Origin of the sequence: Bradyrhizobium embrapense, from assembly GCF_001189235.2 — a bacterium.
In the GTDB taxonomy this organism is placed as follows: Bacteria; Pseudomonadota; Alphaproteobacteria; order Rhizobiales; family Xanthobacteraceae; genus Bradyrhizobium; species Bradyrhizobium embrapense.
Genome location: NZ_LFIP02000006.1, coordinates 47,046 through 68,264 on the forward strand (window position 1 = coordinate 47,046; position 21,219 = coordinate 68,264).

Genomic DNA, 21,219 nt, shown 5'->3' on the forward strand with positions numbered 1-21,219 from the left:
CTATGTTAGCAACCCCTATCTACATCATCTGCTCTCCTAGCCCGCAGGTCGGAAAAACCCTCATCGCTCGCGTCCTGAGCGAGTTCTTGCTGCTCAAAGACGGCACCGCCCTGTCGTTCGATGTCAATCTAAAAGAGCCATCACTGCTTGATTATCTCCCTAAGATAACCGAGACCGCGGATGTGACGGACACTTACGGCAAGATGCAGCTGATGGACCCGCTTATCTTCCACGATCGGGTACCCAAGGTGATCGATCTCGGCTTCCATGCCTTCGACGAGTTCTTCAAGATGTGCGAGGAGATCGGCTTCTTAAAGGAGACGGCGCGCCGCTATGTCGCTCCTATCATTCTCTTCATCGCAGGCGCTGACCGCATTTCCTTTCGCGGTTATGACATGCTGCGGCGTCAGATTCCGCCAGCATCGCTGGTCACCGTCCACAATGAATTTGCGCTGCGCGGCGGATTACCTGAAGTCATGGATGGCGAGCGGGTGCTCCGGATTTCCGCGCTGCCGCCGTTTCTCAAGAGATACATAGACCGACTTGGCTTTTCCTTCACCGGATATCTGCGGGACGAAAAGGACTGGTCCACCGAGCTGCATCAGTGGATACGACGGAACTACACAATGTTCCGCGATCTAGAATCGAGTTTGATGCTGCGAAGATCCTATCGATCGCGGGGGACGAACATCGAGAGCCTGCGTTGCACAAAGGCTACTTGAGGCTGAGACTACTCGCCATCCATTCGTTAAGCTTATGAGCAGTCGTTTGACCGGCCGCCAATGGCTTTGGCCATAATGAAATGCACCGTGCGAATCCCCGCCTGGATTGGGTGCAATCAAGCGTATTTTTAGTTGAGCTCACCCGCACCCAATCGCGCGACCGGCAACTGCCCTCTTGGGCTTTGCGGGCGACGAGACGCATCGATGATGCCAGCGGAGGAGCTCATAGCTCGAAGCCGAGCTCCCCGAGCACCCGGTCCATGACCGCGCCTTTGATCTCGCGGGCGATCTCGTTGCGTATCTGGGCGCCGAGCACCCGCTCGGCATCGGCGTCGCGCGTCAACCCATCCTCCGCCAGCCGCCGATCCAAGCGGGCTTGAAACGGCTCGCCCATCGCATCGACGAGCCGTTCCTGCATCTCAGCATAGTCTTCGGGCGCGATGCGTCTTAGCACACTTTCCCATGGCTGCCATCGGGTCGCCAGAAACTGCGCAAATTCGGTCGCTTCCTGGTTCCGCACTGCCGTCTCGGCCCTGGCGACATCGTCCCCGGTAACGTGAGAGACGCTCATGAAGCGCATATCGGGAGCGATGTGCCGCAGCTCCAGCGCATCACGCAGTTGGGTTTGGTAGGCAAGGTAGACCTCGATCTCATCGACGTCCGTGTCCGGATCGGTTCGACGAAGCGAGTTGACGGTCTCGCGCGCGATTCGGTCCAGGGCCTCCAAGCGAAACATGACGTGGCCGTGCTGGAGCAGTTCGCCAAGGCGTCCGTCATAGGCGCCGTCCTCGACATCCGCGTTCAGGCGTGTGCTCTGCGTGCCGTTCCAGGTCAAAGTGATGCGATCTTCGCAGCTCGCACTCGCTCCGGAGGCCAGCTCGAAATGCAGCTCGCGTAAATTCGGCCTGATGACTGCCTGCCGCAGATCTTCGACGACCGCGTGCCGGAACGCGTCGTTACCATAGTTCACGGTGCCGCGGAGCCTGTCGAGAAAGCGTGCATAATCTAAGGCACCCGGCTCTTCGGCGAAGGCCCGCCAAGCGGTTATTGCTGCCGGCTCGCCCTCGAGCCAGTGCGCGACAACCTCCTGCAGCGACCGCGGCTCAACTTGCACCGCACCTGATGTGTTCGAGAAGAAAACCTGCGGGCCGGCATAGTCTCCGGCATGCATGGCAGTCGCCAGGCCGGCCTGCACCGCGTCGGACAGAGGATTGTTCTCCAGATCAACACTCGCGTCTCGGCTTAGCTGTGTCAGCATAGTCTCGGGCACGCTGGTTAGCTGGTTGTTGCTGGCGCCAAGCCACAGCAGCTCGGCCGGAAACGTTTCGGGCAGACTGGTTAGCCGATTATGGCTGGCACTAAGCCATTCAAGCCCGGCCGGAAGAGGCTCGGGCAAATCGGTCAGCTGGTTATAGTCGACATTCAGGTGCTCGAGCCCGGCTGGAAGCTCGGGCAGACGAGTCAGCTGATTACCCGAGACGTCCAGCTCCTGAAGCGTCGCTGGAAGGCGATCGGGGAGACTGGATAACTGATTGTTGTCGACATTCAGGCGCCGCAATCCAGGCGGTAGCTCTGCGGGCAGGCTGGACAGCCCGTTGCTAATGGCATAGAGCCGTCGCAGACCGGGCGGAAGCTCGGGCAGGGCGGTCAGCCGATTATTGTTCGCGCAGAGCCGCTGCAGACTGGCCGGAGGAGTTTCGGGAAGGCTGCTCAGTTGATTGTCGTCGATATTCAGGCGGCGCAATCCGGCCGGGATCGGGGCCGCCAAGTTGGTCAGTGACAGGGACGACAGATCTATTGGCTCATTGAGATCGCCTGTGCCCCTCCAGGCTCTCATTCGACTTACCACCCGCTGCCGATCCTCATGCTGCCCCTGCCCGTCTTCGGCAGCCCAATCCGTCAAGACCTGGTCCGGCAAGTCAGCAGACGCCTGCGCTTCCGTCGAGGCTTCGTCCCAGTGCGATGAGGCCGGTGACCCTGGTTCGCAGCTTTCCCAATCGGAAGCTTCGGAAGGAGTCCCAGCGCCAAGCTGTTCGGTATTCACAGATGTCGTCTCTTCGGTAGCTAAAGGAAGCGAATGCACCGAGGCGGCGTATCATGAAGCCGGTAGAGCCCCGCTATGGATGCGCTTCATCGCCTGACGAGAGCACATCACGAAGCGGTCGCCACGCAGGGCTTGGTGCGATTACTCTGCGATCGATGGCGACCGAGGACCAATCTCAAGGGGCCTCGCTCGCGGATCGGGTTGATACTGGAATCCATCTCCCCTTTCCTGCCATGCCTGAGCACATCGAGCCGGCCTTGCAGCAATTCGGGACATTCAGCCTACGGGATATAGCTGACGACAAGCTGATAGCCTCGAAGCGATGATCAATGCGCCGCCCAACATTCCTTCGATGTCTCTCGACGCTTTGGCGCAGCGCTCCGCAAAACGTCCGACGGGAACGAAACAGTTTCCTGCTCGGTAAATTTGGTGTCCGAGCGGCGGCACGCCGGCAGCGTGATGCTGACAGGACGGCGACGTTGCCGCTCCTGTGCGGTCGAAGTCGGCTACCCCTTCCTGGGAGACGCTACCCCTTCCTGGGAGACGTTGTGTTGATCGACGAGCCGAACACTAGTAGATTTTTGCGCGTAATGCGCTCGCTCGTCACCGAGTGGCCAAGGCGCGTACCCAATCAGCAAAGCCGACCTGAATGATTGGCCTCCAGCTATCAACGACCGCGGACATGATCCTCAAGCTCAACTGGCGCTTTCGCGGCTTGCGGCAAGCAAGCGGTGATTCCGCTCGCGGGTCCCTCCCGAGTCCGAACAGACACTGCCCATCACTGTCGGCATCGAGTTTCTTTACGTTGCGCTCAGTGTAGCCAACCCTCGCCGCGACCAACGAACTCGAGCACCGACTGCGCTTGGTTGATCTCGCACGACACGCGCTTCAATATCCGTATTGCGACCTCTTCCGTCGCGATCAACCCCGCTCTTTCGCAGGCCAGCCCGAAATGATACATCACCTGTTCGTCGGATGGCGCGATACGATTCTGAAACAAGCTGATCGTCAATGATGAGAGCATATGCTCGACGACGTCGTTTTCAGCCTGACTCACGAATCCACGTCCTTCTGATTAGTCGCTCAATATTGTACAATATGGGCGTTGCCGATAGAGCTATGACACCTCTCATTGTTCCGGGTTGTCGTGCCATGGCATCGCCCCATGAGTATCAAACACCGCTAGCTTGTGCTTTCTTTCTTCGATCGCCTCATCTGCTAACGTCGCTTCTCCTCTCAGGGCCTACGCAGTCTCAGCCGCGAGTTGCAGCTGCCTGATGATCTCAGTCACCCTCCCTTGCCCGGCGGCGTCGTGCGGCCACTTGCTAAAGCCGCACAGCAAATTGTCTGCCTCCAGCTTGGTAAAATTAAAGAGCCTGATACCGCGCCCGAGGATCTCATTGGCGATCGTGATCGTGGCCTGGCGAGCGACACTTTCTTGTGGCGATTTGTTGAAGCCGATCAGCAGGCCCCTGAGATCCTGGGTAGTGAAATCCGAGAGCTCCGTCCTCCGATCCGCGCGGCGAAGGACCTCGCCTGCGAGCACGACGGTCGCTTGACCGCACGGCAGTTCGTCCGGCCAGTTACTGAAGCCGCTGACCAGGTTCGCAAGTCCCTGCTGTGAGAACTCGCAAAGCTGAGCGGCGCGGCGCAGGACCTCGCGAGCGAGTGCGACCGCGGCTCGGCGAGACGCGGCCTCTTCTGGCCACTTACTAAAACCGTTCACCAGGTTTGACAGCCCCTGCTGAGTCAAATCGGGGAGCTGGGCAGCACGGCAAAATACTTCACCGGCGATCGCGACCGCAGCCCTACGACAAGTCGCATCTTCAGGCCATTTGCAGAACCCGTTCACCAGGTTCACCAATCCTTGCTGGGTATAATCCGGAAGCTGGACGGCACGGCGTAGGAGCTCACTTGCGATCGCAAATGTTGCCTGACGAGATGCATTCTCCTCTGGCCATTTGCTGAAGCCATTCACCAAATTCGCCAGATCCTGCTCGCTAAACTCGTGGAACCGCGTCGCACGTCCCAGCACTTCGGTTGCAACCGCGACGGTGACTTGACCACAGGGCAACTCCTCAGGCCACTTGCTAAAACCGTTCACAAGGATGGCCAACCCCTGCTGAGCGAAATCGGCGACCCGGCGGGGGCGCCGCAAGATTTCCAATGCAAGCGTGGCCGCGGCTTGGCGCGAGGCCGCCTCTTCTGGCCATTTGCTAAATCCGTTTACCAGGCTCACCAACCCTTGCTGTCTAAATTCAGAGAGCTGATGGTGGCGGCCCGCTCGGCGGATGACCTCGCCCGCGATTGCAACCGCGGCCTGTCGAAAGTCACTCCCTTCCGGCCACTTGCTGAAGCCGTTTATCAGCCCTGCCAGGCTGAGATTGTTCAATTCTTGAAGCGATCTGCTTTCCTCGCGACAAAATTTGGCTATTCGGACAGCCGCTTGGCGACATTCCGCTCTCCTGGCGTGCCTGCCGAAGGATGCCGCAAATATGGAAAGCGCCCTGATACCGATCTTCTTCATCAGAACATGGTCCAGCTGCGACACGCGAGAGGCTATTCTCTCGCAAGTATCCCGACCCGCCTGACCTCCAGCCCTTCGGCTCACCGCATTGCATGTCGTCGCATAGCCCCACGATTTCTCTGCACGGATGCTTTCCTCGAAACTCGGTAGAAATCTGGATTGAAACTCAACGGCTGCTTGTTGCAGAAACACTGGCAGGTCCGCCTTGCACAGTTGCTTGTCGCGCCTCACGACTGCAGTCGAGAATTCAACAATGCCGACAGCGCGATCGATTTCGCTTAACGCCGTCGTGAGACTAGTTTGAACGGACATAAGACCTTCCGAGCTTTCATCGAAGCACCCTGCGGCTATATGCAAGCAGTCATCGCCTCTGGCTGGATAATAACCGTCCATGCTCTTTGGAGCATCTGCCTGCGAGCGCCGGGCTGTTCACTCTGCGCATTTGCCCTGCGCGACTAAAAACGTGATTACAGTTGTGGCCAACCACATTTTGCTGCCCGTTTCATTTCATTGCCAGCCCTTGATACAATGGTTGGCCCAGCGCTCCCGTGGCGATGGTGCAACTGCCCTTCCCGGCCATCGCCCGAACAAGGTTGGCAATCAGCAAGCCATTCCCCTCCTCATCTCGATTTGCCAATGAGCCGTCGACGCGTGCCCCATCCTGAGCTTTGTGTTGATGCATCCTGAGCTTTGTGTTGATGCATCCTGAGCTTTGTGTTGATGCATCGGCGAGTCTACAACCTGTCGCAGCGTAAGATTCAAGCTGTAAATCGTCCTCCTGATGCGCAGGCGGATTGTATAAGGCGGATATCGATTGCAACGATTCCGGCGAAGTGGTTATTCAGCTCGACACCGCGTCCAGCCACATTTGCCGTCGATTGCTGAGATTCCACCCCTGGGCTCATGCGCTTTGTTTGATCGGTTCGCGAGCGCCGTCGTTCGCGGTCAAGCCCGCACCACCCTTCCCCATAGGGAGAACATCTCCGCCATGCCATTTCCCATGCTGTGGATGAGGGCCCTCAGGTCGCGCCCAGCCTGAACAATCAACAAAGGCACCGGACGCTTGTAGGTTTCGGTGCCATAAAGACCTTCGCGACATGCGCCATGCTTTACCAGCTCACGCTAAAGCCACCTAATGCCGGACGTGATTTAACATCTCACCATCCTTGGTATCTGATACGCACAAATACACTGTAGAGCGCAGGAATTGTGCAAGATACGCCATCAGGGCGCAGTGAAAACCCATGGAACTGCCACGATTTTTTGTCAGACGCGGGCCGCAAGGTGATATCGATTAACAGGAGCCTTGTACCAATCGAACTGCTCGTCACTATCTGCGCAGAAACGGGTGGGAAGTCGCAAGTCCTCAGACGGAATTATTCGACATGAATGCGGCGGCACCGGTGCTCATGACGATCCGCGTGCGTAATGCTCCGAATGGCAAAGTGAACTACATCTGCAATGACTTCGATCGACGATAGATTGAGTGAGATCAGGTGGCTGCGGAACGAGATCTGGCGCTGCCGTCGGTTGCTTAAAACGGACCTATCTGACGCAGAGCGCAAGAGCATTGAGAAGCGCCTGCTCGAACAGCTGTCTGCCTTTGAGCGGCTTTTGTCGACGACGTTTCCTTTGGCCTTGAACCCTAAAGTCAGTTCGACCAAGAGCACCACGCCCCCGCCAAGCGGCCCCTCTGAAGCGCCCATCGAAAACGCCGCAATGGCATCGAGCAGTTCCTTCTCGAATTCGACTGGGAGCTAACCTCAGCAGTTTCTCGGCTCGATTCGCACTCTCCAGCCCAACCATAATCCAAAGGCGACAATATCTGGAAGAGCGCGATCGAATGTGCCCAACGCGGGCATTCCGGCGATCTTTTGCCAAGCATAGTCGATCTAGTCGCCTGCTGGAAATGCTAGGTCGGCGACAACAACGCCATATTAATGGACAACACGGATTCCTGAACGATGTGCGGCCTGACGACTTCCGTCGTTGAACCGGATTCGTTCGTCGGACCATTTCCAGCCAGACGGCGGTAACTTCGCGGTTGCCTTGTCCCACGAACGGACTGCAGCGCCGGCAACCACCGTAGTAGCGCATCGAACCTCAGAGCGCACCATGACCTCGTAACACGCGTGGTGGCCCAGTCGATCGCCCAACGAGGTCATTCGAAGTCCAGTGCCGCAGTTGGATGAGCTCCGACTCGGCAGCGTGACGTTCCAGCACGATAGACTTTCGAACAGCAAGCTGGTCAAAGTCCGGCGCCAATCAGCCTGGAACACGGCACCGTGCGTCAACCTCTGTAACCTCTGCTCGGACGGCTCACTCTCGATGAAGGACGATCGGAACCCTATTGAGGCGTCGTTTCGGTCCGCCGTTTCTGTCCGCCGCAGTTGGCAACGCGCGGCGACATTCGACGCCCAAGCTTTTGAAATTGTCTCTAAGACAAAACATGGCTGCGTCTACATCCCTCCGTCCTGTGAAGCGCTCACAGAAGCGCATCACGTCTGGTCTGCACGACGTGAGGACCTCTTCGGCCCGCCGATCTCGCGCGCAAGCGTATCCTGTGCACCACATGACTGCGATCGTGATCGCAGCAAGGGTAGTTGCGCAGCGGTGCGCATTGTAAGTCCACCCCATTCGTCGCTCTTGATTCACCAAACCCTTCTTAAGCCGCATATCCTTCACTATTGTTATTTTCCCAACGAGCATCATCCGTTTACCAGGAACCAGGCGGCAGCAGCCGTCGTGGCGCCGCCGCAATCATTACGGTCTCACGAATCATCGTCTCACTACGCGCAACACGTTCACTGCGAAGACCGAGAGGTCGGCTGCGCTTTGCTGCGCGCGCAATGCGCTCCAGCCTTTGTGACATTCGCGAAGCTGGTTCCCAATGTGGCGTTCCCTGGTGCGAGAGTTCTACTTCGCAATGCCTACAACCTGACGCTACGATCGATTCAAGCATTTTGAGCGTCCAGCGAGCAAAAATACGCCCTAAGACAGGCACATCCGCATTGTGGACGAACTCCCGCCAGCTGCACGCTTCACCGGTGCAGTGTACGATACGTCACTGGTGTTGGTCGGTGATCGCTCGGCTTGGTGTTGAGATTGAAGGCGCAGCAAAGGACACCCGCCGGGACGATCGGCAAGAAGTTGTCGCCGAGTCGGCTGGCTTATTCGTCGTCCGAGCCAATGATCTTACCGTGGATTCCGCAGGCTTGGATTGCTTGCTGCTATTCCAGGTTTGCAACTGCTCGACCACAGCTCAGCGGCTTCGACCTTGAGCCCCGTTGGCACGGCCGTTGCTACTCGGCGCGTGAGCTGGGCGCAGCCTAGCCGCAACGCTGAAGATATCATTCGTCGTTGATTGCTGCGAGTCGTTCTTCGGACGGACTGACTCGCGCGCACCGCTCTATGTTCGCGATTGCATGATCTACGACGAACGAGGCTTAATATGAGGAAAACAGCGGCAGACCGGCTTGACATCGTAGGCAAGCTATTTGTCGTGGCTATTGCCATTCTGGTTTCGTCAGCGGCAGGTGCCAATGATGATCTAATGAGCGCCGCCAGGCGACTATTCAAGCCGATCCCCTCAATGGTTCCAGCGGTGAAGGACAACCCGATCACTCACGAAAAGGTCATCCTTGGCAAATTCTTGTTCTTCGATCCGAGGCTTTCGGCGAGCGAGGTCATTAGCTGCAACACGTGTCATAACGTTGGGATGGGCGGGGTAGATGCCGGTCCGACTTCGATCGGTCATCGCTGGCAACAGGGTACACGTCGCGCGCCAACCGTCTTCAACGCGGTCTTCAACGTGGCACAGTTCTGGGACGGGCGCGCGGCAGACCTCAAGGCGCAGGCCGGGGGACCTATCCAGGCCGGAGTCGAAATGAATGCGACGCCCGATCGCGTGCTCAGCACGTTGAACTCAATGACGGAATATGTCGTTATGTTCAGTAAGGCGTTCCCCAACGATGCGGCGCCCGTTACCTTTGCAAATTTTGCCAAGGCCATCGAGGCCTTCGAGGCGACCTTGATCACACCCGCCGCCCCCTTCGATCAGTACCTTGAGGGCGATGGATATGCTCTCAGTGACCACCAGAAAGCCGGGCTAAAGCTATTCATCGAAAAGGGATGCTCCTCTTGCCACAACGGAATTAATGTCGGTGGACAGGATTACTTCCCGTTCGGCGTGATTGAAAGGCCCGCCGCAAACTTGCTTCCGAGAGACGATAGGGGACGTTTTGCCGTCACTAAGAATCTTAGCGATGAGTATGTTTTCCGCTCCGCGCCATTGCGTAACGTTGCATTGCGGTCTCCCTACTTCCATTCCGGTCAGGTCTGGAGCCTCAAACAAGCGGTTGGCGTAATGAGTGAGGTTCAACTCGGTATAAAGCTGAGCGACAAAGAAACTGACGAAATTGTCGCCTTTCTAAACTCGCTTACCGGGCAGTTTCCGAAGATCGACTATCCGATACTGCCCACGCGCACCAACGTCACCCCAAGGCCCTCTTTAGACAAATAGGCTGTCACGATCGCGACACTCCGTGTGATTAGCGAGAACGCAGGAGCTCGAGCACGAAAGCTTCTAGACAGCCAAGTCAAGCCCCCCAGGTTGCGAATGAGCCGACCTTCTCCTCCGGGGGATCAGGTCTGACAAACTGGATCATATCGCTTTATGCGTTATTAACGAGTTTGACGGTCGCCCGTTCGCCAACGCACCATCTCCAAAGCGCAAGCGACGATGGTACCCCGCCCAGCTTCCATCTCATCGCCCTGCATGTGCGGTTGATGACGCGAGCGTCCAAATCCCTACCATAAGATACCACCATCTTTGACGTCGGGCGGAGACCGATGCGAAGCCCCTTTGTCACGCCAGCCGCGCACCATATTCCCAGCAACGGCACGCGGATTGCTGGGCAAGGGTTAACGTGCTGGCGCGAAGAAGGCGGCCGCAGCGGACGCGGAGTCAAAGATGAGGCTTATCCGGTTGATCTTGATCGATCTGACGTTGATGCTGCTCGCACCCGGGAGCGCAGAAGCCACGATTTGGGGCGCCGGCGTAGCCTTCACATCTGCTACCAAAACTATGGCGTCATGGGAGGGGATTTCGGCCGCAGAGCCAATCTTGAGCTCTGGCGCGAGCCGACAGCCTTCCCGTCAAACATCACAAGCGGCGCCAATTCAGCTTGCAACGAACACCCTCGGCCACCCGGCCAAGCCGGCTGAGCATTCCACGATGCTGGAATTGGGCTCTCCCTGCGTGATCGGCAAGCGCGCAGGGCAGCGTCCGATTGCCTCGATCATCGACGGCTCGGAGATACTCAACAAGCCGCTTATCGTGACACCATCGATCTGTAATGCCGCAGCCACGCGTTATGGCCCCCTTGGGGAGGAGACACCGCGTTGGAACGCAACAGACTGGACTCTCGGTGGCATGGTGATCGCGGCGATTCTGCTCGTGATCTTGGTAGAAAGATACATCACAGGCGCGGGCACGTGAGAGAAGCAAAACCTGGCTTTATCGAATTTTCCTTCAACGGCTCTATCGCAAACATCCCGTTAGTGGCCCAATTTAGCGTACCTGCGAAAGGCGTCACGGCAATTTTCGGCCCGCCTGGCTGCGGCAAGACCGCGGTCGCACGCTGCATCGCCGGCGTGCAATGTCTACCGGGTGGATTTTGCGCAATCGATGGCGAGATTTGGCAAGATCAAACGACGTTTCGGCCGCCTCATCTGCGTCCGGTCGCTTATGTATTCCAGCGCCCAATTCTTTTTTCTCATTTTTCCGTCAAGCGTACCCTTCTGTTCAACGCATCGAAATCGAAACCGACACTGATCGATTTTGACGGGGTGGTCGAATTGCTCGCCCTTACCCCACTGCTCGAGCGTTCGCCATCGCATCTTTCTGGCGCCGAGCGACAGCGCCTTGCCCTGGGCAGTGCGCTACTAGCACAACCTCGACTACTTTTGCTTGACGACCCGCTCACTTTGCTCGACCGCTCCGCCAAATGCGAAATTTTGACATTTCTCGATCTCATGCGGGAAAAGCTCCCATTGCCCATGATCTATGTCAGCCATGACATGGCTGACATCGAGCGCTTTGCCGATCATCTCGTCATGATGAAAGATGGCATTGTGACTGCGGCCGGGCCACTCAATGTCGTTCAGAGCGCCCCGGCGCTTGCCGCGCGCGGCGATGCGGCGGTCTGCCTTGATACCGTGGTCGGCGGCTATGACGGGCGCTATGGGCTCGTCATCCTCCGCCTCAAAGGAGCGCGCCTGTTGATCCCTGGAGCGCCTCTTAGGCCGGGCGCGCAGCTGCGGCTGCGCGTCGCAGCCGACGATGTCAGCATCGCTTGCGAGCCGCCGCGCGCCAGCTCTATGCTCAATGTTTTTCCGGCACGCATCAAGGCTTCTCTGCCGTTCGACGATGCCGAGGTCACCTTGGTCCTGGCTCTCGAAACTGGCCGTTCGGGCGTACCGCTTCTGGCCCGCATCCCGCGTCGCTCCTTTGATGCGCTACGGCTCAGCAATGGCACTGACGTATTCGCCGAGGTCGCGCGCGCCTTGCCGGTCGTAGTCCCAGAGCGGTTGCTCGCAAGGCCTTCCACATTAGCAGGAGGCGTTCGACAAACGAGCGCCGATACGAGAAACGAACAGCAATCGGAGTACGACAGTGAGCGGCAATCTTGATGAGATAGATCCGCAGCATTTTACGGCCGTGTTCGACTGGCCAGACAATGTAGATATGCAGCAGGCCAATTTGACCCAGGATCTCACGCGGCGAGGCGTACGCGTCGGCGGCATCATCCGGCGACGTTTGACGGGCGCACACGGTACGCCCTGCTTGGTCGCAGGGGACATTACGTCAGGGCAACAAATCTCAATTTGCGAGCAAGTCGGCAGCGCAGTCTTGTCTTATAAGCTCGATACAAGTGGACTTGCGAAGGCCGCAGCTATCGTTCCCCGAGCGCTTCGCCACCTGGTCAATCTCCTCGCGACGAGCACATTTTGCCGGCAGCAAGCAGCTGGCGGCAGCCTGCGCGCCGAATTCGCTAACCCAATTGGCCGTGGCGTACCACCTATGATGGCCGTTCTAGTTACATGCCTTGCCGCCCGGCGAACTTGCACAGGTGATGTTGGCACGTTGCTACTTTGCGATCGCCAAATCGTTCAGCGATGGTGGCGCGATTTCCGCTCGCCCCTAGGGCACAGCTGGGCCTTCATCCCCAGCCGCGGCTATTTAGGCACTATGATACCGGAGCGTTTGATGACGACTATACGACCAGCGGATACGTCCGCTCCGAAATAGCCCGTCGGGTTCCTTCGCCGTCTCTGAAAACAGCCTTAGCTTCGGGCCTCCGCTCCTCGTTACGAAACACCATGATGCATTATGCTTTGCGAACGCTCCGATTGCGGACGTTTAATCGGCGGGGAGTCGCAGTTCAAGCAGCTGCGCGCGCTATTCGGTTGAAGCCGACATCAGCCCCTCAGTCTGTTCTGCAGTGCGTGCCGATCGGCGACGAGGTCGCTAAGGTTCAGATGTGGCTGCCGTCTTCCCGCCAACCGCCTGACCAGCGCCCGCATCCCGTCGACCACAAAGACACCGCATCATAGCCGTTCCTCTGCTGGCGTACGGATGCGTCTTCAGCCATCCGCGCTACGAGCATTGCTGCAGGTCTGTCGTTGTATCCCTGCGCGGAGTCGTAGTGGTAGGCAACCGGCCTGGCGCGATCGCGGCGGTCCACCGGCAACAACGACCAATGGGAGCCGCGGTGATCGAGGTCCGTGGCGCTGGCTCATTGACCGGCAAGAACAGGAAGTCGACCGACCTCTGCTTCTTGTTGCGCGCGCTGCAACTCCCGCTGCTCAGCGTCCCAACATCCAATAGTTCGGATCGTTATAGACCGGTTCCACACCATTCTCCTTTGAGATGACTCTTCACAGCTGCACCAGCTCGCGCTCCGGTGCACTAATCACGGAGCCTCCGGCCTAAGGAAGCCGGACGCCAAGCTCGCCAAATTGAACAAAAGCGACTGTCCTCGCGCTCCTCTCTGGGTACATGCATCACTCTTATCTGCCCGGCCCTGGCTGCCGCAGAGGGCACTCCGGCTTCCAAGGCAATAGGTGCTTGCTGGATACCCCCAAAACAACCAAGAGAAACGAAAGCCAGACACTTGTCATTCGAAAGGCAAGGCGTTCGGCCACCCACCCGGCTAGGGCCGCATGCGGCACATCGCGACAGGAAGCGGGCCGCGCCATTGCCGCTGGCCCCCCCCCCGGATCTGCTATTGGCACTGCAGATTCTGCTTTGTCTCGACCCTTCAGTTTACGTCTCACATTAGCTACAACCAACCGGGTCGTACCTGCACAGAACATACTCCCGCGCACCATAAAAGGACCTGACATACTGAAGCCTCTCCGCGTGCTCACGAAGCCTCAGAGCCATGCCCTATGTACGATTGAAACTCTACAACCTGACGCTACGTAGACGTCATGCCTTCATTGCCGCCGCCGCGAGCCTGGTCGGTTATCATTCCCGTTTCAGGTGCGGCAAATCCTTGCAGCTTGGTGAGCTCATGCCGTTTCGAGCGGGCTTAATGCGCGAGGGGAACTCTGCAGCCAAGCCGCTGCGCGGCGTAACTAGGGACAATCGGCTCTTGAAACTGATGGCATATCGTTTGCTTCAGCAGCGTGGTCACCATGTCCGGAAAACAAAAGTGTGAGGACCGCATGCTTGGAATTGGAAGTCAATTGCCGCCGTTCGAGATCACAGGCGTGAAGCCTGGCTTTCACGCGCACGAAGAAGATGGGCAGAGTGCATTCGAGACATTGACCCAAGCTAGCTTTCCAGAAAAATGGAAGATCATCTTCTTCTATCCTAAGGACTTTACCTTCGTCTGTCCGACCGAAATCGCCGAGTTTGCCCGGCTTTCCAAGGAATTCGTTGACCGCGATGCAGTGATACTGGGGGGCTCGACTGACAACGAGTTCTGCAAGCTTGCGTGGCGACGCTCACATGTCGACTTGCAAAATCTGCCAATCTGGCAGTTTGCCGACACGAAGGGGACCTTGGTCGATGGCCTTGGTGTGCGCTCCCCCGAAGGGGTCGCGTATCGCTACACCTATATTGTTGACCCCGCCAACACGATCCAGCACGTCTACGCGACCAATCTCAACGTCGGACGCAGCCCCAAGGACACACTGCGCGTGCTGGACGCTCTCCAAACCGACGAGCTCTGTCCCTGCAATCGCGAAATCGGCGGCGAAGTCCTGAAGGTCGCTTGAGGCAGCATGTCGTCGATTGAACAGTTGAACGAAAAGATCCCCGATTTCGCCAAGGACGTCCGGCTCAATCTGACTTCCCTGATAGCCGATGAGACACTCTCGCCGCAGCGGCAATACGGGCTTCTGCTGGCGAGCGCAATTGCCACCCGCAATGCAGACGTAATTGCCGCAATGGAATCCGCCGCGGCCGCCGTCATGACGCCCGTGGCGATCGCCGCAGCGAAATCCGCCGCCGCTGTGATGGCGATGAACAATGTCTACTACCGCTTCCTTCACCTCGCCTCCAATCCGGAATACAAGACGATGCCGCCACGGCTGCGCATGAACGTGATTGGCAGTCCAGGTGTTGACAAGTCTGATTTCGAGCTATGGTCGCTTGCTGTGTCCGCCATAAACGGCTGCGGTGCTTGTATCGATGCCCACGAGAAGACACTTCGAGCTGCGGGCGTCAGCTCCGGAGTGATCCTCTCCGCCGTGCGATCTGCTGCGATCGTCCAGTCAGTGGCGACTGCAATCGAGGCCGCTCGGCCGAGCTCATCCGAGGCAACGGGCTGATTTCTCCTCTGCCATCCGATCGAAAGGGTGGGGCGCCGTTCCGCATCGCCACACCTGTTACCTTGAAACGTGCCTAGCTCGAATTGCTCCGTGACGCGCGAATATGCAAATATTCCGACGCTAAGGGGCGGTTCGTACCACGGCTTCGTTCCATCCTCACCTTACCCTCAGCCAAACTTGAACAGCACCCCATATCCGCCGCGCGGATAACTCCACTGGATATCGCCGGTGGGCTCAGCGATCACCCGACAGGTACCGCACTCGATACAGCCGTCGACAGTCACCTCGACCCGCCCCTCATCGTTCAGCTCATAGCATCGCGCGGGGCACGCTTTCAAAAGCGCGACTAGCTGCGGCGATGGGGACGTGTGTGCGCGAACCTTGACGTGCGGACGACCAACGTCGACAAGGTAGCGGTTGTAATACAGCTTGTCTTCCACGCGCACCGAGGGCTCGGCATCCATGCTTTGTCCTTCCATACTTGGAACTCACACTGTTGACAATTAGCGCCAGGCTCGCGCAAAACGACATGCATCGCCGAACAGACCGGTCCATGAGCGCGCCTTGACAAAGGATTTCAAGGTCGCATTCTCCTTCTCAACCTTGGGCGTACCATCGACCCGCACAAAGTTTTGCATTGCCTTAGAGATGAGCTGCGGATAAGTGAGAAAGAAGTTTTGTGAGTGAGTATGCATCAGGGGCGGCAAATCCTTGTACTTCTTGAGGTCCTTGATGACGAAGGACTCATCCAACATCTTCTTGTAGAGCGACAGATTTGTCGCTGTCATCGGCTCGCCGCGCGATTTAACCAGGCCGATCGCGTCGGCCGCTATGCGACCTGAGGTCATCGCGAGATTGGACCCCTCGCGATGAACGGCATTGTTGAGTTGCGCCGCATCGCCAACGACCACCCAGCCTTCCCCGTAGAGCTGCGGGATCGATTTGTAGCCTCCTTCAGGGATGAGATGCGCCGAATATTCCTTGACTTCGGAACCTGCTAGCAGAGGCAACACAGAGGGATGCCTTTTGAATTGATCGAGCAAGCCGTAGGGCGTCAGGCCGGTGCGCTGGAAGTCCGCGACGAGACAACCGATGCCGAGCGAAATACACTCCTTGTTTGCATAGATGAAACCCATTCCGGTCATACCGCGGGAAATGGTGCCCGCCGCCTCGATTACAACGCCTTCGTCGCCCTTAAGATTGAAGCGCGCTTCGATAGTCTCGCGAGGCAAGAAGTGCATTTCCTTGACGGCGAGCGCAACGTTATCGGGTGTCGGCCGCGCGCGCAGGCCCGCGCGCGTCCCAAGCAGACCATTGACCCCTTCAGCGAGCACGACGACATCGGCATGTATTTCGCCGTCGCGGCGATCTGTACGAACGCCGACAATTCTTTCACGCTCGTCGCGTACGAGCTCCGTCACAGTCGTCTCGCAGAGCAAGGTCACGCCGGCTTCGCGCACCTTTGACGAGAACCATTTGTCAAACTGCGCGCGTATGATCGTGTAACGGTTCGGCCGCTCCTCGTTGAAGTCGTCCGAGCGGTAATGCATCCCGACATGCGAGCGGTCATCCATCATCCAGAACCGTTGTTCAACCAGATGACGTTCGAGCGGCGCCTCTTCGCGAAACTCGGGAATTAGCTTTTCCATCATGTCAGCGTAGAGGATTGCGCCCTGCACATTTTTCGATCCAGGATATTCGCCCCGCTCGAGCTGCAGCACCTTTATGCCTTGCCTGGCCATGGACAGCGCCGCCGCGTTACCAGCCATACCGGCTCCTACCACGATGGCATCGAACCTCTCTTCAATCATCATCATCTCCTTTAGACCGCGATCCGGGCGCGCGAATTCGGCAAGAGCCGAGCGCGAAATGCCGCCGTCAGCGCCGGCAGCAATTGCATGGCATCACTGACGATCGCAACATGGGCGAAGTCGAAGATCGGAGCACGTTTGTCAGTATTGATGGCGACGATCAAATCCGCCCCCTCGACACCCACCCGGTGCTGGATCGCGCCGGAAATACCGGCCGCAATATAGAGCTTTGGCCGGATCGTCTTGCCGGTCTGACCGATCTGCCGATCAGACGTAACCCACCCCTTCTGCACCAGAGGACGCGAGCAGCCATATTCAGCGCCAAGAAGAGTTGCGAGCTCGCGCACCAGCCGGAAGTTCTCAGGCGATCCCAGTCCCAAGCCACCCGCAACCACGACGTCGGCATAGGCTAGATTTGATGTCTCGGAATCACGATCTGGGAGGAACGACAGAACTTTCGTGACAATATCGTCTTCGACAAGGCCGAGTGGATGGACGATGATACGGGCAGCATCACGTTCGACGCGCTCCGGCATCGGCATGACCCGCGGGCGCACTGTTGCCATCTGCGGACGATAATTCAAGGTATAGATCGTGCAGAGTAACGAGCCGCCAAAGGTCGGACGCGTCGCCGCAAGAGAACCATCGGCGTCGACATCGAGCGCGGTGCAGTCGGCAGTGAGTCCCGTTGACAGAGTCGTCGCCACGGAACCCGCGAGATCGCGCCCCAGCGTTGTCGCGCCCAACAGCAGGATCTCTGGCTTGTAGATATTGACGAGTTCGGTGAGCGCCTTGGTATAGGATTCATTACGGTAATCCGCCAAAACGTTGTCGCTCACGAAATAGGCCAGATCGGCCCCATAGCAAAAGGATTCAACCGCGGCGTTACGGGTGGACTGCCCCTCCGGGCCGACAACGACCGCGGCGAGATTCACTTTCAGCTTGTCGGCAAGCCTGCGCCCCGCTCCCATGAGCTCCCAGGAAACCGGATGCACCTGGCCGCGCTCCAGCTCGACGAAAACCCAGACATGCTTGTAGGCCTTAAAGTGCTCGGGCAGCTCCTTCTTGGCTGCTGCCCGGCCGGCCGCCGCAGGCGCTGCCGTTTTGGTGACATTGCTCATGGTTTTAAGTCCCCTCAAGAATACGCGCGCCCGCGCCACAGGTTTGTATGTAGATTCAGTTGACTGAGGATCAGTTCTGATTAGCAAGTGGCCGGCCGCTCGGCTGCCGGGCCCGCTTAGTACAAACCGACCAGGCAGTAACACTCGTCATCGACGTAGACGCTTCGGGCGGGCCAGAGCCAGATATGTCCTCGACGGTAGTGCCTCGCGCGCTCGGTTCGACAAGCGCCACGGTGCCGACGACGCCGCTACGGCAGCTGTGCCCGGAAAAGTTGTTGCGTCCGCCTGCTCTGCAGTATCGGCGCCTCGCTTTCGGCCCAGCGCTCTGCATCGGGTGCGCCCACCAAAGCGATCGGAGCTGCGCACCTGTCAAGCACTGCGTGTTCAGCCTCCAGCCCCGGCACCTTGCATCGGCCGAGCTTGGCGCCTCCGCCGGACGCATGTTGCTATCCGCATTGCGACGAATGCCACTTTGCGCGCATCCGCGGACTCGCTCGACGCTGACGACTATGTACATGCCCTCTCCAGATGTTGCGCAACGGACGACTTAGCCACTGACCACCATCTCACGGTCGCTGTCGGCCTCGTTCGCATCAAAGGCGATATCGAACGGACCGGGCGCGAGCGTGAGCCGTGAGATCACGCCGCATTGCTCGGCAGGCGGTAGAAGCAGCGTCATAGGTGTTCCTTTTTCGTCTCGGACGACCGCCATCTGTCAGCATCGATGACGGGATAGGCACGACAACAGCAAGTGTCGTACCACTTGCAAGAACCATCGAAAGTCAGCCGGAAGCAATGATTTGACAGAAACTTAAATGCTCGCTCAGCGCATTGGACACGATCAGTCCGGACATGGGTCGGGAATGCGACAGCGTCGCTCGGGTCATCGCTGGCGGAGAGATGATCCGGATGAAGGAGCGTTCAGACCGCACGGCATTCGCTAGAGAACACCTCATTACGGCGGAACGCGAAGTCACTTCAGCTCGCTCAACGGAACAAAAGCTGTCGGTTTTCCTGGGCCTGCAACCGCATCCTTCAAAACCTTGAATACTCGCTGATCAATCGGCGGCGATGCCACGAAATCAGCATAAGCCTGCTCCAACATCGCTTTGCACCGAGCTCTGATTTCCGGCTCTGTGGCGCCAGAAAATTGCTCTTTGGCGAAATATTGTCCCATGCGCTTTAGGATGTGTAGGCGCGCGACATTTACAATCTTCGGATCATAATCGACGCCAAGCAACGAAAAGAACTCCTCTGCCGACGAGGCGTTGCTAAGCCGGTCCAGGATAGGGGCTGCCGGGGATGAGTTGATCATCGAAAGGTCTCCTTTGAATCAGCTCTCGGACGCCAAACAACATACTCTTAGCGCCTGATGATATTGCCGCGGTTCTACCTCGCACGGCTGGTGCGCATCGCCAACGCCCGCCCCTGGAACGCCGATGCGCTCAACTTCGCTCTCCAGATCTGCAGGTTCGGCGGGCCCCGACCTCAGCCCGGATGAGGAAGGGGCATGAACGGCCAAACCGCAATCGGTGCCGATGCTCGTCCGACCGGTGGTCTGGCGGGACGGCAGCCTCAAGAGAAGACGTCGCTTGGCAGTCCGCGGACCGTTCGCTGCTGGATTGCAGATCACAGCATGTATGCTGGAGTGGTCCGCAATAGATGGAGCGGAGATTTGCGGCCGGCGAACCGGCCTGAGGAGGTGGGGCATTTTCGCGCCAGTCAGTGGCATCGGATAGCCTCCTTGCGACACACTTGGTCTCTCGAATAGTCGGCGCAAACGTTGCTAAGCACGGCTCTTCACTCGCTTTAGGTGGCTGGGCATCCGCATACGTCGCGCCAGATCGCCGCCACCGTTTTGCGCTCAACTGGCAGCTTGTGCTCGATCGCATGCTTGCGAACTTGCGACAGGATCTGTCTGGCTTGATCGGCGCTGGCGGCCAGCTTGAGTTCATCGAGCAACGCCGTAATCGCCGCAAGTCCGGAATGCTTGCCGATCACAAAGCGGTTGCGGCGGCCAAGCAAAGCCGGATCAAGCGACTGATAGGTGCGCTGATCCTTCAAAAGGCCATCGACATGAATGCCGGATTCGTGCGTAAATACGTACTCTCCAACGATGGCCTTATCCAGAGGAATGGCACGCGCGGCCGCCGCAGCCACCAGTGCGGCGACGTTCTCGAGCTCCGGAAGTATGATGCCGGTCTCGCGCCCGTAGAGCTGCTTGAGTGCGACCGCGACTTCCTCAAGCGGCGCATTTCCGGCCCGCTCGCCTAACCCGATGACGGTCACCGAAGCGTGGCTCGCGCCAGCTTTGATGGCTGAGAGTGTATTGGCGGTTGCGAGTCCGAGATCGTCGTGGCCGTGAAATTCGAGTTCCAAATCGGTAGTCAGACGCAGTTTCCTGACCAGCGCGTAGGTTGCGTCGGGATCGAGCACACCGAGCGTATCTGCAACACGAAAACGACACGCGCCCGCGGCTTTTGCGACTGCAATCAGCCGGATCAGAAACTCGACGTTGGCGCGCGAAGCGTCCTCGCCGCCAACAGAAACTTGAAGCCCCTTCTCACGAGCATAGCCGACCAATTGCCTCACCTGTTCCAGTGCCAGGCTGCGATGACCACCGAGCTTGGCCGCGATCTGCACATCGGAAGTCGGGATCGACATGTTGACCATGGACACCCGGGCTTCAATCGCCGCATCGACGTCCGCTTTCCTCATCCGGCACCAGCCTATCGTCGTCAGCGGAAGATCTGCTTCGACAATGGCGCGGATTGCTGTGATTTCCTCATTGCCCATCGCAGGCGTTCCCGCCTCGATCTCCGTGACCCCGGCCCGCGCAAGCGCCCGCGCGATCGCCAGCTTTTCCTTGGTGGTGAACGCAACACCGGGCGCCTGCTCCCCGTCCCTTAGCGTCGTATCGTTAAGCACGATCGGCTTCGCGCGTTCTTGATCGAACCATGAGGGTTCTTCGCTAGAGGCGATCACGCAGGCTGGCTCCTTATCTTTGACCACATCCCCTTCAGCAACCCGCATGCCACTGCGCTATCCCTGCCAACGGATTGAAAATCTACGCTTCCTTCCTTAACCTCCTCCCGCCAATGGATTGCCGCAAGCGCGACGGACTCATGAAACGGGCGCTTTTGCCATTCCC

General features: G+C 58.3%; 17 protein-coding genes. 8 read left to right on the forward strand and 9 right to left on the reverse strand.

What is annotated here, in order from left to right; all coding sequences use genetic code 11:
• The first annotated feature begins 2 nt into the window (after window positions 1-2).
• Complete coding sequence (locus tag AKN83_RS25795) at window positions 3-722, forward strand: hypothetical protein (RefSeq protein WP_050402997.1); 720 nt, start codon at window positions 3-5, stop codon at window positions 720-722.
• A gap of 223 nt (window positions 723-945) precedes the next feature.
• Here the strand turns inward: AKN83_RS25795 and AKN83_RS25800 are convergent, their stop codons facing one another.
• From AKN83_RS25800 to AKN83_RS25810, 3 genes are all read right to left on the reverse strand, one after another.
• The gene (locus AKN83_RS25800; RefSeq protein WP_050402996.1) at window positions 946-2,766 is read right to left on the reverse strand and encodes an NEL-type E3 ubiquitin ligase domain-containing protein; all 1,821 of its coding nucleotides are present in this window, start codon (window positions 2,764-2,766) and stop codon (window positions 946-948) included.
• Window positions 2,767-3,577: 811 nt separating this feature from the next.
• Complete coding sequence (locus AKN83_RS25805) at window positions 3,578-3,823, reverse strand: hypothetical protein (protein WP_244486021.1); 246 nt, start codon at window positions 3,821-3,823, stop codon at window positions 3,578-3,580.
• A gap of 186 nt (window positions 3,824-4,009) precedes the next feature.
• The gene (locus AKN83_RS25810; protein ID WP_050402995.1) at window positions 4,010-5,605 is read right to left on the reverse strand and encodes a hypothetical protein; all 1,596 of its coding nucleotides are present in this window, start codon (window positions 5,603-5,605) and stop codon (window positions 4,010-4,012) included.
• A 3,139-nt stretch (window positions 5,606-8,744) separates the two neighbouring features.
• On the opposite strand from AKN83_RS25810, the gene AKN83_RS25820 reads away from it, so the two are divergent.
• The 7 genes from AKN83_RS25820 to ahpD all read left to right on the forward strand — a co-directional run bounded on the left by AKN83_RS25820 (window position 8,745) and on the right by ahpD (window position 15,136).
• Window positions 8,745-9,815, forward strand: a complete 1,071-nt coding sequence (locus AKN83_RS25820) for a cytochrome-c peroxidase (RefSeq protein WP_083992231.1) — start codon at window positions 8,745-8,747, stop codon at window positions 9,813-9,815.
• Window positions 9,816-10,265: 450 nt separating this feature from the next.
• The gene (locus AKN83_RS41335) at window positions 10,266-10,793 is read left to right on the forward strand and encodes a hypothetical protein (protein ID WP_244522099.1); all 528 of its coding nucleotides are present in this window, start codon (window positions 10,266-10,268) and stop codon (window positions 10,791-10,793) included.
• A complete protein-coding gene (gene modC, locus AKN83_RS25830; RefSeq protein ID WP_172803613.1) occupies window positions 10,790-11,986 on the forward strand; it encodes a molybdenum ABC transporter ATP-binding protein in 1,197 nt (398 codons plus the stop codon). Before AKN83_RS41335 ends, modC begins: the two co-directional genes overlap by 4 nt.
• Window positions 11,987-12,041: 55 nt before the next feature.
• Window positions 12,042-12,605, forward strand: a complete 564-nt coding sequence (locus tag AKN83_RS42080) for a DUF2478 domain-containing protein (protein ID WP_083992232.1) — start codon at window positions 12,042-12,044, stop codon at window positions 12,603-12,605.
• A gap of 1,135 nt (window positions 12,606-13,740) precedes the next feature.
• Window positions 13,741-14,019 (forward strand): hypothetical protein, encoded by a 279-nt coding sequence (locus AKN83_RS39890; protein WP_157113570.1) that lies wholly within the window; start codon window positions 13,741-13,743, stop codon window positions 14,017-14,019.
• A 7-nt stretch (window positions 14,020-14,026) separates the two neighbouring features.
• On the forward strand, window positions 14,027-14,581 hold the full coding sequence (locus AKN83_RS25835; protein ID WP_050402990.1) for a peroxiredoxin: 555 nt from the start codon (window positions 14,027-14,029) through the stop codon (window positions 14,579-14,581).
• Window positions 14,582-14,587: 6 nt separating this feature from the next.
• Window positions 14,588-15,136 carry an alkylhydroperoxidase, AhpD family gene (ahpD, locus tag AKN83_RS25840; protein WP_050402989.1) on the forward strand — a complete coding sequence of 183 codons (549 nt, stop codon included), beginning with the start codon at window positions 14,588-14,590 and terminating at the stop codon, window positions 15,134-15,136.
• A 167-nt stretch (window positions 15,137-15,303) separates the two neighbouring features.
• Here ahpD and AKN83_RS25845 read toward each other — a convergent pair whose 3' ends face one another.
• From AKN83_RS25845 to nifV, 6 genes are all read right to left on the reverse strand, one after another.
• Window positions 15,304-15,600, reverse strand: coding sequence for a ferredoxin family protein (locus AKN83_RS25845; protein WP_050403054.1), 297 nt, complete (start codon window positions 15,598-15,600; stop codon window positions 15,304-15,306).
• A 39-nt stretch (window positions 15,601-15,639) separates the two neighbouring features.
• Window positions 15,640-16,947: an FAD-dependent oxidoreductase gene (locus AKN83_RS25850; protein WP_050403053.1), complete on the reverse strand. Its 1,308-nt coding sequence runs from the start codon at window positions 16,945-16,947 to the stop codon at window positions 15,640-15,642.
• Window positions 16,948-16,958: 11 nt separating this feature from the next.
• Entirely contained in the window at window positions 16,959-18,068 is a 1,110-nt protein-coding gene (locus AKN83_RS25855; RefSeq protein WP_050402988.1) for an electron transfer flavoprotein subunit alpha/FixB family protein, read from the reverse strand.
• A gap of 547 nt (window positions 18,069-18,615) precedes the next feature.
• Window positions 18,616-18,747, reverse strand: a complete 132-nt coding sequence (locus AKN83_RS41775; protein ID WP_283806263.1) for a hypothetical protein — start codon at window positions 18,745-18,747, stop codon at window positions 18,616-18,618.
• A gap of 294 nt (window positions 18,748-19,041) precedes the next feature.
• Window positions 19,042-19,383, reverse strand: coding sequence for a nitrogenase stabilizing/protective protein NifW (gene nifW, locus AKN83_RS25860; protein WP_050402987.1), 342 nt, complete (start codon window positions 19,381-19,383; stop codon window positions 19,042-19,044).
• Between the two features lie 494 nt (window positions 19,384-19,877).
• Complete coding sequence (gene nifV / locus AKN83_RS25865; RefSeq protein WP_083992233.1) at window positions 19,878-21,101, reverse strand: homocitrate synthase; 1,224 nt, start codon at window positions 21,099-21,101, stop codon at window positions 19,878-19,880.
• Window positions 21,102-21,219: the final 118 nt, after the last annotated feature.